This is a genomic window from Campylobacter showae (genome assembly GCF_900699785.1).
Lineage (GTDB): Bacteria > Campylobacterota > Campylobacteria > Campylobacterales > Campylobacteraceae > Campylobacter_A > Campylobacter_A showae_D.
In genome coordinates this window covers 1,846,044-1,860,972 of the sequence record NZ_LR535679.1, presented here as the reverse complement: position 1 = coordinate 1,860,972, position 14,929 = coordinate 1,846,044, and the positions used below count along the sequence as shown (strand labels likewise).

Genomic DNA, 14,929 nt, shown 5'->3' with positions numbered 1-14,929 from the left:
TTAAGACGTAAAGCAGGACGAAATTTCATACGAAGCCTTAAATTTAAGGGTAAATTTAAGCCCGCATTAAATTTGGCGGGCTTGAGGATTTATTTAATCAAAGCTTTAAAAGTATCAACCGCGTCAAGCTTTTCCCACGGATATTTGGCGTTTCCGACTTGACCTTTGGCTGCTACTTTAGCGTATAAAAACGTATCTTTGCCGGGTTTATCCAGGCCGAATTTATTGGTGATCCAGCGCGGAGTGAGGGCGAAATTTTCACTAACGAAATTTGACAGCATATCGTCGTTTATACCGGCAATCTGCGTGCCCATCGTATCGACGCTCACAGAGGTAGGCTTTGCCATACCGATAGCGTAGCTTAGCTGGACGATGCATTTTTTAGCAAGGCCTGCAGCAACGATGTTTTTAGCTATCCAGCGCGCCGCATAAAGGCCGCTGCGATCGACTTTCGTGTAGTCTTTGCTGCTTTGCGCGCCGCCGCCTATCGGACTATATCCGCCAAAGCTATCTACGATGAGCTTGCGACCCGTTAGCCCGCTGTCGTGAAGCGAGCTGTGATTTACGTAGCGGCCTGTCGGGTTGATGTAGATTAGCGTTTTGCTCTTATCATATAGACCCTTTGGCAAGCCCGCATCGTCGATGAGAGTTTGCACTAGGGCGCGTAGCTCCTCTATCTTCATCGTCTCGACACAAGGGGCCGAAACTACGATAGTGTGGATGCTTTGAGGCTTGCAGCTCTCAAAGTTATCCTTCGTGCCGTAGTCTACGGTGACCTGAGTTTTTATATCGACGCCGAGTTTATCGGGATTGGCTTTGGCAAATTTATAAACCTTATCGCAAAGCATCCTAGCGTAGGTTATGGCTGCGGGCATATATTCGTTCGCTTCGCAGCTGGCAAAGCCAAACATTATGCCCTGATCCCCGGCGCCTATCTCGCCGCCTTCTTGATCGACGCCTTGATTTATATCCGCACTTTGCTGATTTACGCAGACTTTTATCTCGACATCGTCGGGGTGCAGGCACTGCTCTTTCGTAAATTTAGACTTGCCGTCGTAGCCGATTTTAGCCAGCGCGTTTTTAACGATACTCTCGTAGTCCTTGAAGCTTAACTTGACCTTAGAGTTTATCTCTCCGCCTATTATAATGTTTTTACCCGCGACGAAAACTTCGCTAGCGACGCGGCCGTTTGGATCTTGCATCAAGATCGTATCGACGATGCTGTCGGCGATGATGTCGGCGCATTTATCAGGATGACCCGGACTCACAACCTCTGAAGTAAACAAATACATACTTTTCCTTTATGAAAATTAATCTCGCAATTGTAACATTTCATAATAAAATTGAAATTAATCTCGCCCAAAGCTTGTAAATTCCGCGTAAATTCAGCTATAATCCTAAACTAAAATTAAATTTTAAGGCAAGGACACTAGAATGTTTAGCAAACTGGCAAAAAGGTTCGCCGACGGAAATTTGATCGTTCAAATTTTAATCGGCATAGCTCTAGGCGCCGTTATCGGCTTTTGGGCGCACTATCAGGCGGCTCCTTATAACGAACTAATCGCAAAAGGCGTGAGCGACGCAGCGCAGCTAGCCGCAGCAAAAAAAGACCTAACCGACGTGGCAAATTCGGTCGCAAACTCTATCGCCGTCTTGGGCAACCTCTTCGTCGGCGCGCTTAAAGCTATCGCGCCTATCCTAGTTTTCGTACTGGTAGCGACCTCTATCATCGTGAAAGAATTCGGCCATGCAAAAGGCATGCAAAAGGTAGTTACGCTTTACCTAGTCGGCACGTTTTTAGCTGCCGTAGTTGCGGTTGTAGCTAGCTTTCTTTTCCCGATGGAGCTCGTGCTAAAAGGCGTCGAGAGCGCAAATATGAGCGCTCCGCAAGGCATCGTAGACGTCCTAAAAGACCTCATCTTTAAGATGGTTCAAAACCCTATCACCGCGCTATCTACGGGCAACTACATCGGCATCATCACCTGGGCCGTGGGCGGCGGTATCGCGATGAGATTTTGCACGCAAGAAACTAAAAAAGTATTCCAAGACGTCAGCGACGGCGTGACTAAAATCGTTAGATTTATCATCCGCCTTGCGCCGTTTGGTATCTTTGGCCTAGTTACCATCAGCATCCATGAGACGGGCTTTGAGGCGCTTGCGGGCTACCTAAAACTAATCCTCGTTCTAGTAGGCGCGATGGCTTTCGTTTCCTTCGTCGTTTACCCTGCGATGGTGTTTGCGGTTACTAAGAAAAACCCTTATCCGCTAGTGATGACTTGCGTGAGAGAGAGCGCGGTTACGGCGTTTTTCACTCGCTCGTCTGCGGCAAATATCCCCGTAAATATGGCGCTTTGCAAAAAACTAGGGCTAAAAGAGGAGCTCTACTCGATTTCGATCCCTCTAGGAGCCACGATAAATATGGGCGGCGCAGCCGTAACTATCGGTATCTTGGCGCTTGCGGCGGTAAACTCGATCCCGTCTATCACGGTCGATTTTGGCGACGCGTTACTGCTTTGCTTTATCTCGGCTCTGGGCGCTTGCGGAGCTTCTGGCGTCGCAGGCGGCTCGCTACTGCTAGTGCCGCTTGCTTGTGCGCTATTTGGTATCGGTAACGACATCGCGATGCAGGTTGTCGGCGTAGGATTTATCATCGGCGTGATCCAAGACTCGGTAGAAACAGCCGTAAATAGCGCCTCAGACGTACTTTTCACCGCCGTAGCTTCAGAGACCATAGAGTAAATTTAAGGCGACAAAATGAACGTTTGGGACTTGACCCCGCTTTTTAAAAATGAAAAAGAGCTTGAAAAATCGGCTCTTTCGCTGCAAAACGAGTGCGAAAAATTTGAAGCCAAATATTCGGATAAATTTTTAAATTTAAGCGACGTGGAGTTTTTAAACGCGCTTAACGAATATGAAAATTTACTAGAAAACATCGCTCGCGTGCAAATTTACGTGAGCCTAGTTTTTTCAAAAGACACCTCAAAGGGCGCGTTTTACGCCAAATTTGACGAGCTAAGCTCAAAGGCGCAAAATCATCTGCTATTTTTCGAGCTTAAATTTAACGAATTTGACGAAGCCAGACAAAACAAAATCATCGCCAAAAGTCAAAGACTTGGCTACTATCTAGCCAATATCGCAAAAGAAAAAGCCCACCAGCTAAGCCTAAAAGAGGAGCAAATTTTACTCCGCACGGCAAACACGGGCGCGGATGGCTTCTCGCGGCTTTTTGACGAGACGCTAAGCGCACTTAAGTTCAAATTTAAAGGCAAGATGCTAGGCGAAGAGGAGATTTTGTCAAAACTTCACAGCCCAGACCGAGCCGAGCGAAAAGCAGCCGCAAAGAGCCTCTCTGGCGGCCTAGCGCCGCAGCAGCATCTGCTTAGCTACATCTATAATATGATAAAAACCAGCCTAAAAACTAGCTGCGAACTGCGAAAATTCGATCTGTCAGAAAGTCCGCGGCATTTTTCAAACCAAACGACCAAAGCCAGCGTGGATGCGCTCATAAAGGCTGCCGAGACGAGCTTTGATCTGCCGATTAAATTTTACGAAAAAAAGCGCAAAATTTTAGGTTTTAAAAAGCTTTACGACTACGATAGATACGCGCCGCTTGAGCAGAGCAAGAGCGTTTATAAATTTGAAGAGTGCAAAAAAATCGTACTTGAAACTTTTGCTAAATTTAGCCCAAAATTCGGCGATATAGCCGCTCGCGCGTTTAAAGAGGGCTGGATCGACGTCTATCCTGCGCAAAACAAACGAGGTGGCGCCTTTTCGCAATCAGGCGTCGCAAATGCCCATCCTTACGTACTTTTAAACCACACCGACGAGAGGCGGGATCTTTTTACCCTAGCGCACGAGCTAGGTCACGCCGCGCATCAAAATCTAGCTTATGAAACCGTAGGATTTCTAAACGCCGACACGCCGCTAACTACGGCGGAGACGGCATCGGTGTTTTGCGAGATGCTGGTTTTCGATCACGTCAAAAGCACGCTAAAAGGCAAAGAAAAAACCGCCTTACTCGCTGGCAAGATCGAGGATATCTTCGCTACGCTTTATCGCCAAATAAACTTCACGACCTTTGAGCGCCGAGTTCACGCGCATGACGGCGAGATCGGCGCCGAGGATCTAAATAAAATTTGGATCGAAGAGAGCGCGAAGATGTTCGGGCAAAGCGTCACGCTAAACGACTACTACAAAATTTGGTGGAGCTATATCCCGCACTTTATCCACACGCCGTTTTACTGCTACGCCTACTCATATGCGCAGCTTTTGGTGCTGGCGATTTTCGGGCTTTATAAAAGCGGCAAATGCGAAAATTTCGTGCAAATTTACACCGAGTTTTTAAGCGCGGGCGGTTCGCGCTCGCCAAAAGAGCTGGTCGGGATGTTCGGCTTTGATATCGAGGACGCGGCGTTTTGGCAGATCGGCATAAACGAGATTAGAAAGCTAGTGGAGGAGTTTTGCCAAGAAGCATAGCGAACGTAAATTTGACTAAATTTGAGAGCCCGGGCGGCTACGAATTTGACGCTAAATTTTGCGTTAATTTAAGGTCAAATTCGGCGCCGCGACAGACGGTAAAATTTAAAAAGGCACAAAAGGAGGCAAAATGCTTGATGAGATTTTAGACGACGAGAGATTTGCGGCGATGATGAAGGAGCACATTTTTGAGTGTGTGGAGTATCTGCTAAAAAACGACCGCTCCTTTTCGGCGATGGCCAACCTTGATCTAGTCAAATTTAACCCCGAGCTGCCGGAGTATATTATGAGCACTTTTACGGCTCCAGTTATCGTCTTTACGCTTGCGGGCTATACTTTTAGCAGCGCCAAACTCACTCCGGAGGAGCTAAGCTTCGAGGCCGGCTTTGGCAAGGAAAATTTTGCCAGCGTCGTCAGCTTTCCGCTTGGAGCGGTCGTGCAAATTTTAGTTGAAAACAGCCCGATTTTGGTAAATTTTTCTATTTACAAATCTCAAAAAAATCAGCTCGAAAAGTCGATGTCGGCGCTAATGTCAAACCCGAATAATAAAGATCTATTTAAAAAGTGAGCAAAATTTTATCCGCCGTTTTGCTCAAATAAGCAGCTTTATAGGGCTTACTGCGCTTTGCGTTTGCATTTTGACAGAAGCGGACTCATATTTGACACATTTAACTTAAATGCAATACTTCCTTAAATTTACAACAAATCCAAAAGACAAATTTGAATCTATAAAAATCACCAAACCAAGATCATCTCCGGGTTTGGCAAGGATGTTTTGCGCCAAATTTACGCAAGAGTATTTTAAATTTACGCGGCGCAAAAGGCTAGATTTGCTCAAATTTGGCGCCCGAGGTAAAGCGAATTAAAAATTAAAGCTCGTCTTGATCTTTAGAAATTTATGCAGCGCTTCCTCGTTTTCTTTTAGCGCAGCTGCATAAACCGAGCGAGTGAGCTTAAATTTAGCGATATTTATCTCAAACAGCTTGCCGTTTTTTAGCTCGTTTTCGATCAAAAATCTCGGTAAAAACGCCACGTACGTATCGGCATGGTTTGACGCCAACGCGCGACAGACCATTATCGAGCCGTCTAGCGAATACGCCACGTCAAGCGCATGCGCGTCCACGCCGTGTTTTTGCAAGATATCATCGAGATAAGTTCGCGTCCTATCTTTGATAAATTTAAACTTAATAAGCTCCTCAGGCTTCACGCTCTCGGCGATTTTTTTATTTGAAACCAAAATCAGCTCGTAGTCAAATAGCTTTTTAACGAGCAAGCTGCTGTCAAGCGACTGCTCAAGGATGATGGCGATGTCGCTGCGGCGGTCTTTTAGGTAGTTTATGAGCTCGTTTTGCTCTTTTATCCTGATGTCTAGCTCGCTGCCTACGCTTTGCGAGATTTTATCCAGCAGTATCGAGATGACCGCCTCGGCGATGAGCTGCGTGGTGGCGATTACTAGCGGCACTTTATCGGTTTTTATGCGCGCCAGCTCGTCTTTAAAGCGAAACATCGCGCTTTCAAACTGCGTACAGAGTTTATAAAATTTCTCGCCCTCGTGAGTTAGGACGATGCCGTTTTTCTTGCGCATTATTAGCGTGGTTTGTAGCATCTCCTCGAGCTTTTTCATCTGCAAAGTAACTGCGGGCTGCGAGATACCAAGCGCTCTTGAGGCTTTTGAGAAGCTTCTTTCTTTCACTATCTCCATAAAGGTATAAAATTTACTAAAATCATTGATCATGCCGGGCTCCTTATTATTATATCAGCTTATAAAATCATATTTTTAATATTGTATTGATTTATATCTGAAAACGCTCTTAATCAGACCCGAATTTAAATCAGCGGCGATTTTTAAGCTTATTTTGTTAGAATTTAATCATTTTAATAAATAAAGCAGGAAATTTAATGCCCGATTTACTAGACGAACTAAACGAAAGCCAGCGCGAGGCAGCCTCGCATACGGACGGAGCGATGTTGATTTTAGCAGGAGCCGGCAGCGGTAAAACCAAAACCATCACCACTCGCCTAGCCTATCTCATAAGCGAGCTAGGTATCCCACCGTCAAACACCCTAACGCTAACCTTCACCAACAAAGCCGCAAGCGAGATGCGAACCCGCGCGCTAAATATGCTAGGCGCCGCCGGTAAAAATTTCACTCCGCTACTTTGCACTTTTCACAAATTCGGGCTTTTGTTTTTGAAATTTTACATCGACCGCCTAAAGCGCAAAAACAACTTCGTCATCATCGACACCGACGATAAAAAGCGCATCCTAAAAGGCTTTGAGGGCGATATCGCGACCTCGGTTCTAGCTAGCGAGATCTCAAATTTTAAAAACTCGCTTTTAAGCGTAGAGGAGGTGCTAAATCATGGCGGCATGTTTGCAAACGGGCAAAATTTCAAAGACGGCTACCACGCAAAGCTAGCAAATATCTACAAGCTTTACGAGGAGTACTTGGCAGCAAACAACCTCGTAGATTTTGACGACCTACTCTGCCTTAGCTATAAAATTTTAGACGAGGACGAAGCTCTAGCGCGCGAGATCTCGCGCAGGTATGCCTACGTGATGGTGGACGAGTATCAAGACACCAACGACCTTCAGTACAGACTCTTGCGCAAACTCTGCCTAACGCACGAAAATATCGCGGTCGTGGGCGACGACGATCAAAGTATCTACGGCTGGCGTGGTGCGAAAATCGAAAATATATTAAATTTTAAAGATCAGTTTAAAGACGCCAAAGTCATAAGACTAGAGCAAAACTACCGCTCGACGAGTCAAATTTTACGCGCGGCAAATGAGCTTATCGACCATAACAGAAACCGCCTCGGCAAAGAGTTAAAAAGCACCAAAGAAGGCGGCGAGGACGTAGCGCTGATGGAATCAGACGACGAAACGATGGAGAGCCTAAAAGTAGCCAAACGCATCAAAAAGCTGCTTGATAGCGGCGCGCAGGCTAGCGATATCGCGATCTTGTACCGCATAAACGCTCTCTCCCGCTCGCTCGAAGAAGGCCTAACCAAAGAAAAAATCCCGTATAAGATGGTCGGTGGAGTTAAATTCTACGAGCGCGCCGAGGTCAAAGACGTCATCAGCTACCTAAGGCTGGTCGCAAACGAGAACGACGACTTCTCGCTAAAGCGCGTCATCAACCGCCCAAAACGCGGCCTTGGCAAGGTAAGCCTCGCAAAGATCGAAAAGATCGCCTTCGAGCATAAGCTTTCGCTATTTGAAGCGATATCTAGCCTGGACGAAAACGACAAGGATCTAAGCAAAAAGATCGTCTCGAGCCTGGGCGAATTTGCGGCAAATTTAAGAGAGCTAAAAGAGTGCGACTCGCCGTACGAGCTAGTGGATAAGCTAGAAGCGAAATTCGGCATCAAAAAATACTACGAGAGCTTGCCCGACGGCTCAGAGCGCGTGGCGAACATAGACGAGTTTTACGCTACGATCAAGGATCAAATCAAGCAAAATCCAAGCTTTTCTATAGAGGAGTTTTTAAACGAGATCGCGCTACAAAGCGAGCAGGACAACATCGGCGGCGAGGCGATCTCGATCATGAGCATACACGCTAGCAAGGGGCTTGAGTTCGAGCATCTTTTCGTGATCGGGCTTGAGGAGGGATTTTTCCCACTTCTTGGCGACGGTAGCGACATCGAGGAGGAGCGGCGCCTAGCCTACGTCGCCATCACCCGCGCCAAAAAAACCCTGACGCTAAGCTTTGTAAATTCGCGCTTTTATAAAGGCCAGAGAACAAGGCTGGAAAAGAGCAGATTTTTAAGCGAAGCAGGCGTTTGCAGCGGCAGCCTCATCATCCAGACGCAAACGCAAGCCGCGGGCGAATACAAAAAAGGCGACCTCGTCAAGCACAAAATTTTCGGTATCGGGCGCGTGACGGCGGTAACGAAGATCAAAAAAGAGCTAAAGCTAACGATAAATTTCGGCGGAATCAGCCGCGAGATAATGTCTAGCTTCGTCGAAAAAGCGGTGTAAAAATGAGTAAATTTGAGACCTTGCAGGCTAAATACCGCGTCAAATTTGATCAAATTTACGCGCTCAAATTTGACGCTCGCGGATCAAATTTAAAAAACGCCGCAAATTTAGCCCAGCTTCCAAAAGTCAAATTTAAATGAACGCGCTTTTTGTCGCAAATAAGCCCGCAGGCATCAGCTCGAATCATTTCCTAAGTAGGCTAAAGCGCAAATACGGCGTAAAAAAGGCGGGCTTTTCGGGCACGCTAGATCCGTTTGCCGGCGGCTGCCTGATCGTGGCTCTGGGCAACCACACTCGGCTTTTTAACTATATAGATAAAACGCCCAAAATCTACGAAGCGACGATATGGCTGGGAGCCGTAAGCGCTAGCCTAGATAACGAAAATATCGAGGAGATCACGCTTTGCTCGCCCTTAAATTTAGCGGACGTAAAAGCTGCGCTAGGCGAGCTAAAAGGCGAGATCGCCTACGTACCGCCCAAATTTAGCGCCAAGCACGTGGGCGGCAAACGCGCCTATGAGCTAGCAAGAGCGGGCGAGGAGTTTGAGCTAAAAAGCCAAACGATGAGCGTTTTTGACGCAAATTTAACCGCATATATGCATCCGTTTTTGAGCTTTCGCATTAGCGTTAGCGGGGGCTCGTACGTGCGCTCGTACGCTCAAATTTTAGCCGCAAAGCTTGGCGTAAAAGCCACTCTAAGCGCGCTAAAACGCGTGAGCGAAGGTAAATTTATTTATGAAAACGAGAGGTTTTTAAATCCGCTTGATTATATTTCGCTACCGCAAAACGAATATTTAGGCGATCCCACGGACGTAATGCTTGGCAAAAAACTGAGCGTAGAAAAGCTAAAATTTGGCGCCAAAGGGCTATATTTAATAAACTTTGATGAATTTTTTAGTATCATTGAAATCAAAGACGAAACCGTAACATATAAACTAAATAAGGTCGAAAAATGCTAATACTCGCAAGAAAAGAAGACGAAAGCATAATGCTGGGAAACGATATTAAAATCACGGTCGTAGGCATCTCAAAAGGCGGCGTAAAAATCGGCATCGACGCGCCTAAAAATATGATGATCCTGCGCTCTGAGCTCGTCGAGGACGTAGCGGCGGAAAACAAACAAGCCCTAAACGGCGCGGGCGAAGCGAGCCTAAAAGAGCTCAGCGATAAAATGGTAAAATAATGAAAAGCTACGCGAAAATCAACTCCTTTTTAAAGATCGTCGGCACTCGCGGCAACTACCACGAGATCGTTTCTCGCTTTGTTTTGCGGCGCGAGATTTACGACGAAATTTTCTTTGAAAAATCTAGCCGCTTCGCGCTTGAGTGCGATAACGAAAATATCGAAAATAATATCGTTTTAAAGGCCAAATTTGAGCTGGAAAAAGCGGGCTTTAAAAACGAGCTGGACGAATTTTTCGCCTCGCATAAAATCGTGATAAAAAAGCAAATCCCGCTGGGTGCGGGTCTAGGCGGAGGTAGTTCAAACGCGGCTACGTTTTTAAAGATGGCGAACGAGGAATTAAATTTAAAACTAACGCGCGAAAATTTGATGAAAATAGGCGCGAATATCGGAGCGGACGTAGCATTTTTCGCTAGCGATTTCGAGGCGGCAAACGTTAGCGGTATCGGCGAGATAATAAGCGATTTTGACGACGAAGTGCCCGCTATAGAAGTTTTAACGCCGAACGTCTTTTGCTCGACGCCTGTGGTTTACGGCGAATTTAGGGCAAATTTTATGGATAGTATTGACGTAAATTTAGCGGCCAAAATGCGCGAGATGACGACGGCACAGCTGCTGGAGAGATACGAAAATCGCAAGCTAAACGATCTTTTTGCGCCGTGTTTTAAAATTTACCCGCAGATGGATAAATTTAAAGATTTTTTCCTCAGCGGCAGCGGCGCTAGCGTGTTTTTCTTAAAATAAAAGGTAAAAAATGGGTAAGGATTTAGCCAAAAATAAAAAGGCCCTGTTTGACTTTAGCATCATCGAGACCTTTGAGGCGGGCATCGTGCTAAAGGGCAGCGAGGTAAAGGCTCTAAGAGCGGGCCGCGCAAACCTAAAAGACAGCTTTGCGCGCGTGATAAAGGGCGAGCTGTTTTTGCTAAACACGCACATCAGCCACCTAAACACGACGCACTCGGCGTTTCGCCCGGACGAAAGGGCTCCTAGAAAGCTACTGATGCACCGCAAGCAAATAGATAAAATTTTCGGTCAAGTCACGCAAGAGGGCCTCACGCTAGTGGTTTTAGCGCTCTATCTAAACGACAAAAATATCGTAAAGGCGCGCCTGGCGCTTGCAAAAGGTAAAAACCTGCACGATAAGCGCGAGACGATAAAACGCAAAGAAGCCGACAAAGAAGCGCGTGCAGCGATGAAAAAATACGCTTAAGGAAAATAGATGCCCTACGTAAATATAAAAATCACAAAAGAAAAAGAGGTCGTAAGCGCCGAGCAAAAGCGCGCGCTCATAGCAGGCGTAACAAAGCTGCTAGGCGATACGCTAAAGCGCGACGCGAGCAGAACCGTCGTCGTGATAGAGGAAGTTAGCACCGACGACTACGGATTTGGCGGCGAAAGCATAACCGAGCTAAGATCAAAACAAGGAAAATAATATGAAAAAAACCGTAAAGGCGATTTTTGCGGCTTTGGCCTGCGCGATATTTCTAGCAGGCTGCGGCGAGGACGAGACGGCGAAAGCTCCCGTAAAGATAGAGGGCTATAAAACGGGCGAGGAGATCGCGCTAAAAAGCGTGTTTGGCAAAGAGCTCACGCTAAAGCGCGTCGATGGCGGCTTTGTCATCAAGGGCAAAGAAGATAAAATTTTGATGTTTGATATATTCGGCACGTTTTGTCCGCCGTGTCAAAAAGAAGCGCCCGATCTAACCAAATTTCAGATCGATAATCTAAACGACTTTACGATCGTAGCTCTCACGCACTTTGAAAACGTCACGAACGAATACGTCGTGGAAAATTTCGCGCAAAAATACAACGCCTTTTACTTCATCTCAAACGACGCTAAAATCAACGACAGGCTTGCCGCGCAAATTTTAGAGGATATAAAATACGAACGACTTGAGAGCGTGCCGATAAAAATGGTACTAAAAGGCGGCGTATATCAGGAGCTAACCGACGTAGATAGCGGGAAATTCGGCGTGAAATACTACCTGGGCGGCATCAATCTAGACGCGATGACGAAAGATTACGAGAGAATAAAAAATGCCCGCTAAAACCGCCACCGAGCGGGAGCGAGACGTCGCCCTTAAGGAAAAACCCGAATTTCCGCGTAAATTTAAGGTTATTTTGCTAAACGACGACGTTACGAGTATGGATTTTGTCGTGAGCGTGCTAGTAGAGATTTTTAACCGCGATATGCAAAGCGCGGTAGCCGTGATGCTAAAAATCCACAACGAGGGCAGCGGAGTGGCGGGCGTCTATACAAAAGAGATCGCCCAGACTAAGCAAGGAGAGACGCTAAAAGCCGCAGCCGCCGCAGGCTATCCGCTAAAAGCCGTCGTCGAGGAAGAGTAACCCGCAAAAAACAGGCGCGCAAAAGGCGCAAAGAGGAGGAAATAATGTTTGACTCGGATTTAAGCTATCTTTTAGAAAAGGCTGGGCAGTTTGCCTACTCGAATTTTCACGAGTATCTAACCAGCGAGCACGTGCTTTTCGTGCTGGTAAATTTAAACGAAGAGACTAGAGATATCCTGGCCGACGCGGGACTCACCGACGTCGAGGGACTAAAAAGCGATCTAAAAAACTATCTACTGCAAACCAACGAGCAAGTCCCGCACCACAAACAGCCGCGCATGACGGTTCTTTTGGAGCAAATTTTTAAAGAGCTAAACGCCGAGCTAAAGGATAAAAACGTCGGCATCAAGGATTTGCTCTTTAAAATCGCGGCCAGAGGCGACACGTACGGGGCTAAAATTTTAGAATTTTACGACGTCGATGCGCAAAAGATAAAACAGCGCGCAAAAGACGACGACAAGCAGGCTCGCACTAAAAGCTTCCAAAACCTCGCTAAATACTCGTCAAATTTAACCAAACTAGCGGCCCAGGGCAAGATAGACCCGATCATCGGGCGCGAAAACGAGCTAGCAAGGCTAATGCAAACGCTAAGCCGCCGCAAGAAAAATAATCCGATCCTAGTAGGCGAAGCGGGCGTGGGCAAAACCGCCGTAGTCGAGGGGCTCGCGCTAAAAATCGCAAGCGGCGAGGCGCCGCAGCGGCTAAAGCAGGCGCAAATTTTCGCCCTAGATATCGGCGCGATGATAGCTGGCACGAAATACCGCGGCGACTTTGAAAAGCGCCTAAAAGACGTGATGGACGAGGTAGCCGAGCAAGAAGACGCGATAGTTTTTATCGACGAGATCCATACGATCGTGGGCGCAGGAGCCACGAGCGGCGGCGGGCTTGATATGTCGAATTTACTAAAGCCCGCGCTTGCAAGCGGCTCGCTTCGCTGCATCGGAGCGACGACGTACGCGGAGTATCGTAGCTTTTTTGAAAAAGAAAAAGCTCTCTCGCGCAGGTTTGCTAAAATCGACGTCGTAGAGCCGAGCGCGGACGAGAGCGTCGAGATCCTAAAAGGACTTCGCGCCAAATACGAGAGCTTTCACGGAGTCAAATTTAGCGATGAAATTTTAACTAAAAGCGTAGAGTTAGCCAAAAAGTACCTAAACGATAGATTTTTGCCAGATAGCGCCATCGATCTCATCGACGAGGTCGGCGCGGCTCTAGCCTTGCAAAACAGAAGCAAAACCGTAAAAATGTCCGATCTAAGCGCGGTTTTAAGCAAGATGGCAAATATCCCCGATACCAATCTAAAATCGGACGCCGCGGCAAATTTAAAAAACCTAGCCCAAAGGTTGAAGTCCGAAATTTTCGGCCAAGACGAGGCCGTAGATACGCTAGTAGCGGCGATCAAGCGCTCGTATGCGGGACTAAAGCAGCCAAACGCGCCCGTAGGCGTATTTTTATTTACGGGCTCGAGCGGCGTGGGCAAAAGCGAGCTAAGCGCGGCTCTAGCGCGAAATTTGGGCGTGCATTTCGAGCGGTTTGATATGAGCGAATACATGGAAAAACACAGCGTCTCGCGTCTCATCGGCGCGCCTCCGGGATATGTCGGGTTTGAAGAGGGCGGCATACTCACAAACGCCGTTAAAAAGCACCCCTATAGCGTGATTTTGTTCGACGAGATCGAAAAGGCCAGCGACGAGATGATAAACGTCTTTTTGCAAATTTTTGACGGCGCTAGCCTCACCGATAATACGGGCGCAAAGAGCGATTTTCGCAACGCCATCATCATAATGAGCTCAAATTTAGGCTCAAAAGAGGCTCCGACGCTGGGCTTTAGCAAAGACGAAAGCGGTAAAGCGGACTCGGCGGTAAAGGGATTTTTTAGCCCCGAATTTCGCAACCGCATCGATAAAATCGTGCATTTTAACGACCTTAGCGAGGACGCACTAAGCCTCATCGCGCAAAAGATAATTAACGAGATAAACTCAAGCCTAGCCGAGAAAAAAGTCGTCCTAAAAGCCTCCGCCGAAGCTAAAAAATACCTCTGGCAAAAGGGCTACAGCAAGGAATTCGGCGCGCGAAATCTAAAGCGTCTAGTGCAAGACGAGATCTCGACCAAGCTTAGCGACGAGATACTTTTCGGCGCGCTAAAAAACGGCGGCGTCGCAAATATCACGCTAAAGGGCGGCGAGCTTGCGTTTAAATTTGAAACTCTAAAATAAGCGGACGCGGGGTCAAATTTGGAAAAAATTTATAACTTTCCAGACCCCGCAAACGCCCCCACAAACTCGCCTTTGGCCGTCGGCGGCGATCTAAGCGCCGATGCTCTTTTGCAAGCTTACGACAAAGGCATTTTCCCGTGGTTTTTGCCAGGCGAGCCCATATACTGGTGGTCGCCAGATCCTCGCGCGGTGCTAGTTCCAAGTGAGGTACGCGTGCAAAAAAGCATAAAACCCGCTCTTAAAAAATTTGAAGTGCGGTTCGACTACGACTTTGAAAATTTTCTAAAAATCTGCAAAAGCGAGCGCGAAAAACGTGAACCCACATGGCTATCGGAAGATATCGTGAGCGCCTACGTAAATTTACACCGTATGGGCATCTCGCATAGCGTGGAGGTTTACGAGAACGGCGAGCTAGCGGGCGGACTTTACGGACAAATTTTCGGTAAGGTCTTTTGCGGCGAAAGTATGATCAGCCTAAAAACGGGCGCGTCAAAGGTTGCTCTTATCGCGCTTTGCCGCGCTTTAGAGCCGTTTGATTTTCTCATCGACTGCCAGGTTATGAACGAGCACCTAAAATTTATGGGCGCAAAAGCGATGAGGCGAAGCGAGTTTTTAGCCAAATTTAACGAGCTAAAAAATCAGCCTAGCGGGTTTGGCGAATTTAAAAATTTACTCTAGTTTTGGAACGTATTTTGCTTATTATCTCGTAAAATTTAGAGAAAAAAG

Annotated in this window: 16 protein-coding genes; 14 read left to right on the top strand and 2 right to left on the bottom strand. The window is 47.0% G+C overall.

Features of this window, described 5'->3' with window-relative positions; genetic code table 11:
- Nucleotides 1–89: 89 nt before the first annotated feature.
- On the bottom strand, nt 90–1,292 hold the full coding sequence (metK, locus tag E4V70_RS09185; protein ID WP_122863487.1) for a methionine adenosyltransferase: 1,203 nt from the start codon (nt 1,290–1,292) through the stop codon (nt 90–92).
- A gap of 142 nt (nt 1,293–1,434) precedes the next feature.
- Here metK and sstT point away from each other — a divergent pair, with 142 nt between their 5' ends.
- The 3 genes from sstT to E4V70_RS09170 all read left to right on the top strand — a co-directional run bounded on the left by sstT (nt 1,435) and on the right by E4V70_RS09170 (nt 5,044).
- Nucleotides 1,435–2,739: a serine/threonine transporter SstT gene (gene sstT, locus E4V70_RS09180; protein ID WP_122863486.1), complete on the top strand. Its 1,305-nt coding sequence runs from the start codon at nt 1,435–1,437 to the stop codon at nt 2,737–2,739.
- Between the two features lie 15 nt (nt 2,740–2,754).
- Nucleotides 2,755–4,476, top strand: coding sequence for a M3 family oligoendopeptidase (locus E4V70_RS09175; protein ID WP_122863485.1), 1,722 nt, complete (start codon nt 2,755–2,757; stop codon nt 4,474–4,476).
- A 130-nt stretch (nt 4,477–4,606) separates the two neighbouring features.
- On the top strand, nt 4,607–5,044 hold the full coding sequence (locus tag E4V70_RS09170) for a hypothetical protein (protein ID WP_122863484.1): 438 nt from the start codon (nt 4,607–4,609) through the stop codon (nt 5,042–5,044).
- A 294-nt stretch (nt 5,045–5,338) separates the two neighbouring features.
- Here the strand turns inward: E4V70_RS09170 and E4V70_RS09165 are convergent, their stop codons facing one another.
- Complete coding sequence (locus E4V70_RS09165) at nt 5,339–6,211, bottom strand: LysR family transcriptional regulator (protein WP_122863482.1); 873 nt, start codon at nt 6,209–6,211, stop codon at nt 5,339–5,341.
- Nucleotides 6,212–6,375: 164 nt separating this feature from the next.
- Here E4V70_RS09165 and E4V70_RS09160 point away from each other — a divergent pair, with 164 nt between their 5' ends.
- From E4V70_RS09160 to aat, 11 genes are read left to right on the top strand one after another with little or no spacing between them, the layout of a single operon-like run.
- A complete protein-coding gene (locus tag E4V70_RS09160; protein ID WP_122863481.1) occupies nt 6,376–8,460 on the top strand; it encodes an ATP-dependent helicase in 2,085 nt (694 codons plus the stop codon).
- Nucleotides 8,461–8,462: 2 nt separating this feature from the next.
- Nucleotides 8,463–8,600 carry a hypothetical protein gene (locus tag E4V70_RS10810; RefSeq protein ID WP_163026485.1) on the top strand — a complete coding sequence of 46 codons (138 nt, stop codon included), beginning with the start codon at nt 8,463–8,465 and terminating at the stop codon, nt 8,598–8,600.
- A complete protein-coding gene (gene truB, locus E4V70_RS09155) occupies nt 8,597–9,418 on the top strand; it encodes a tRNA pseudouridine(55) synthase TruB (RefSeq protein ID WP_122863480.1) in 822 nt (273 codons plus the stop codon). Before E4V70_RS10810 ends, truB begins: the two co-directional genes overlap by 4 nt.
- A complete protein-coding gene (gene csrA, locus E4V70_RS09150; protein ID WP_122863479.1) occupies nt 9,412–9,642 on the top strand; it encodes a carbon storage regulator CsrA in 231 nt (76 codons plus the stop codon). The genes truB and csrA overlap by 7 nt, the downstream gene beginning before the upstream one ends.
- Nucleotides 9,642–10,385, top strand: coding sequence for a 4-(cytidine 5'-diphospho)-2-C-methyl-D-erythritol kinase (locus E4V70_RS09145; RefSeq protein ID WP_122863478.1), 744 nt, complete (start codon nt 9,642–9,644; stop codon nt 10,383–10,385). The genes csrA and E4V70_RS09145 overlap by 1 nt, the downstream gene beginning before the upstream one ends.
- Nucleotides 10,386–10,395: 10 nt before the next feature.
- Nucleotides 10,396–10,851: an SsrA-binding protein SmpB gene (gene smpB / locus E4V70_RS09140; RefSeq protein ID WP_122863477.1), complete on the top strand. Its 456-nt coding sequence runs from the start codon at nt 10,396–10,398 to the stop codon at nt 10,849–10,851.
- A gap of 9 nt (nt 10,852–10,860) precedes the next feature.
- Nucleotides 10,861–11,073, top strand: coding sequence for a tautomerase family protein (locus tag E4V70_RS09135; RefSeq protein ID WP_004320381.1), 213 nt, complete (start codon nt 10,861–10,863; stop codon nt 11,071–11,073).
- Between the two features lies 1 nt (nt 11,074).
- Nucleotides 11,075–11,689, top strand: a complete 615-nt coding sequence (locus tag E4V70_RS09130) for a TlpA family protein disulfide reductase (RefSeq protein WP_122863476.1) — start codon at nt 11,075–11,077, stop codon at nt 11,687–11,689.
- On the top strand, nt 11,679–11,990 hold the full coding sequence (locus E4V70_RS09125) for an ATP-dependent Clp protease adaptor ClpS (protein ID WP_122863475.1): 312 nt from the start codon (nt 11,679–11,681) through the stop codon (nt 11,988–11,990). The genes E4V70_RS09130 and E4V70_RS09125 overlap by 11 nt, the downstream gene beginning before the upstream one ends.
- Nucleotides 11,991–12,034: 44 nt before the next feature.
- A complete protein-coding gene (locus E4V70_RS09120; RefSeq protein WP_122863474.1) occupies nt 12,035–14,203 on the top strand; it encodes an AAA family ATPase in 2,169 nt (722 codons plus the stop codon).
- 18 nt (nt 14,204–14,221) lie between these two features.
- The gene (aat, locus tag E4V70_RS09115) at nt 14,222–14,881 is read left to right on the top strand and encodes a leucyl/phenylalanyl-tRNA--protein transferase (protein WP_122863473.1); all 660 of its coding nucleotides are present in this window, start codon (nt 14,222–14,224) and stop codon (nt 14,879–14,881) included.
- The last annotated feature ends 48 nt before the right edge of the window (nt 14,882–14,929 follow it).

Bases quoted from the DNA above. Each gene is read 5' to 3' on its own strand.
- metK (WP_122863487.1), bottom strand. From the start codon at position 1,292: ATGTATTTGTTTACTTCAGAGGTTGTGAGTCCGGGTCATCCTGATAAA.
- sstT (WP_122863486.1), top strand. From the start codon at position 1,435: ATGTTTAGCAAACTGGCAAAAAGGTTCGCCGACGGAAATTTGATCGTT.
- E4V70_RS09175 (WP_122863485.1), top strand. From the start codon at position 2,755: ATGAACGTTTGGGACTTGACCCCGCTTTTTAAAAATGAAAAAGAGCTT.
- E4V70_RS09170 (WP_122863484.1), top strand. From the start codon at position 4,607: ATGCTTGATGAGATTTTAGACGACGAGAGATTTGCGGCGATGATGAAG.
- E4V70_RS09165 (WP_122863482.1), bottom strand. From the start codon at position 6,211: ATGATCAATGATTTTAGTAAATTTTATACCTTTATGGAGATAGTGAAA.
- E4V70_RS09160 (WP_122863481.1), top strand. From the start codon at position 6,376: ATGCCCGATTTACTAGACGAACTAAACGAAAGCCAGCGCGAGGCAGCC.
- E4V70_RS10810 (WP_163026485.1), top strand. From the start codon at position 8,463: ATGAGTAAATTTGAGACCTTGCAGGCTAAATACCGCGTCAAATTTGAT.
- truB (WP_122863480.1), top strand. From the start codon at position 8,597: ATGAACGCGCTTTTTGTCGCAAATAAGCCCGCAGGCATCAGCTCGAAT.
- csrA (WP_122863479.1), top strand. From the start codon at position 9,412: ATGCTAATACTCGCAAGAAAAGAAGACGAAAGCATAATGCTGGGAAAC.
- E4V70_RS09145 (WP_122863478.1), top strand. From the start codon at position 9,642: ATGAAAAGCTACGCGAAAATCAACTCCTTTTTAAAGATCGTCGGCACT.
- smpB (WP_122863477.1), top strand. From the start codon at position 10,396: ATGGGTAAGGATTTAGCCAAAAATAAAAAGGCCCTGTTTGACTTTAGC.
- E4V70_RS09135 (WP_004320381.1), top strand. From the start codon at position 10,861: ATGCCCTACGTAAATATAAAAATCACAAAAGAAAAAGAGGTCGTAAGC.
- E4V70_RS09130 (WP_122863476.1), top strand. From the start codon at position 11,075: ATGAAAAAAACCGTAAAGGCGATTTTTGCGGCTTTGGCCTGCGCGATA.
- E4V70_RS09125 (WP_122863475.1), top strand. From the start codon at position 11,679: ATGCCCGCTAAAACCGCCACCGAGCGGGAGCGAGACGTCGCCCTTAAG.
- E4V70_RS09120 (WP_122863474.1), top strand. From the start codon at position 12,035: ATGTTTGACTCGGATTTAAGCTATCTTTTAGAAAAGGCTGGGCAGTTT.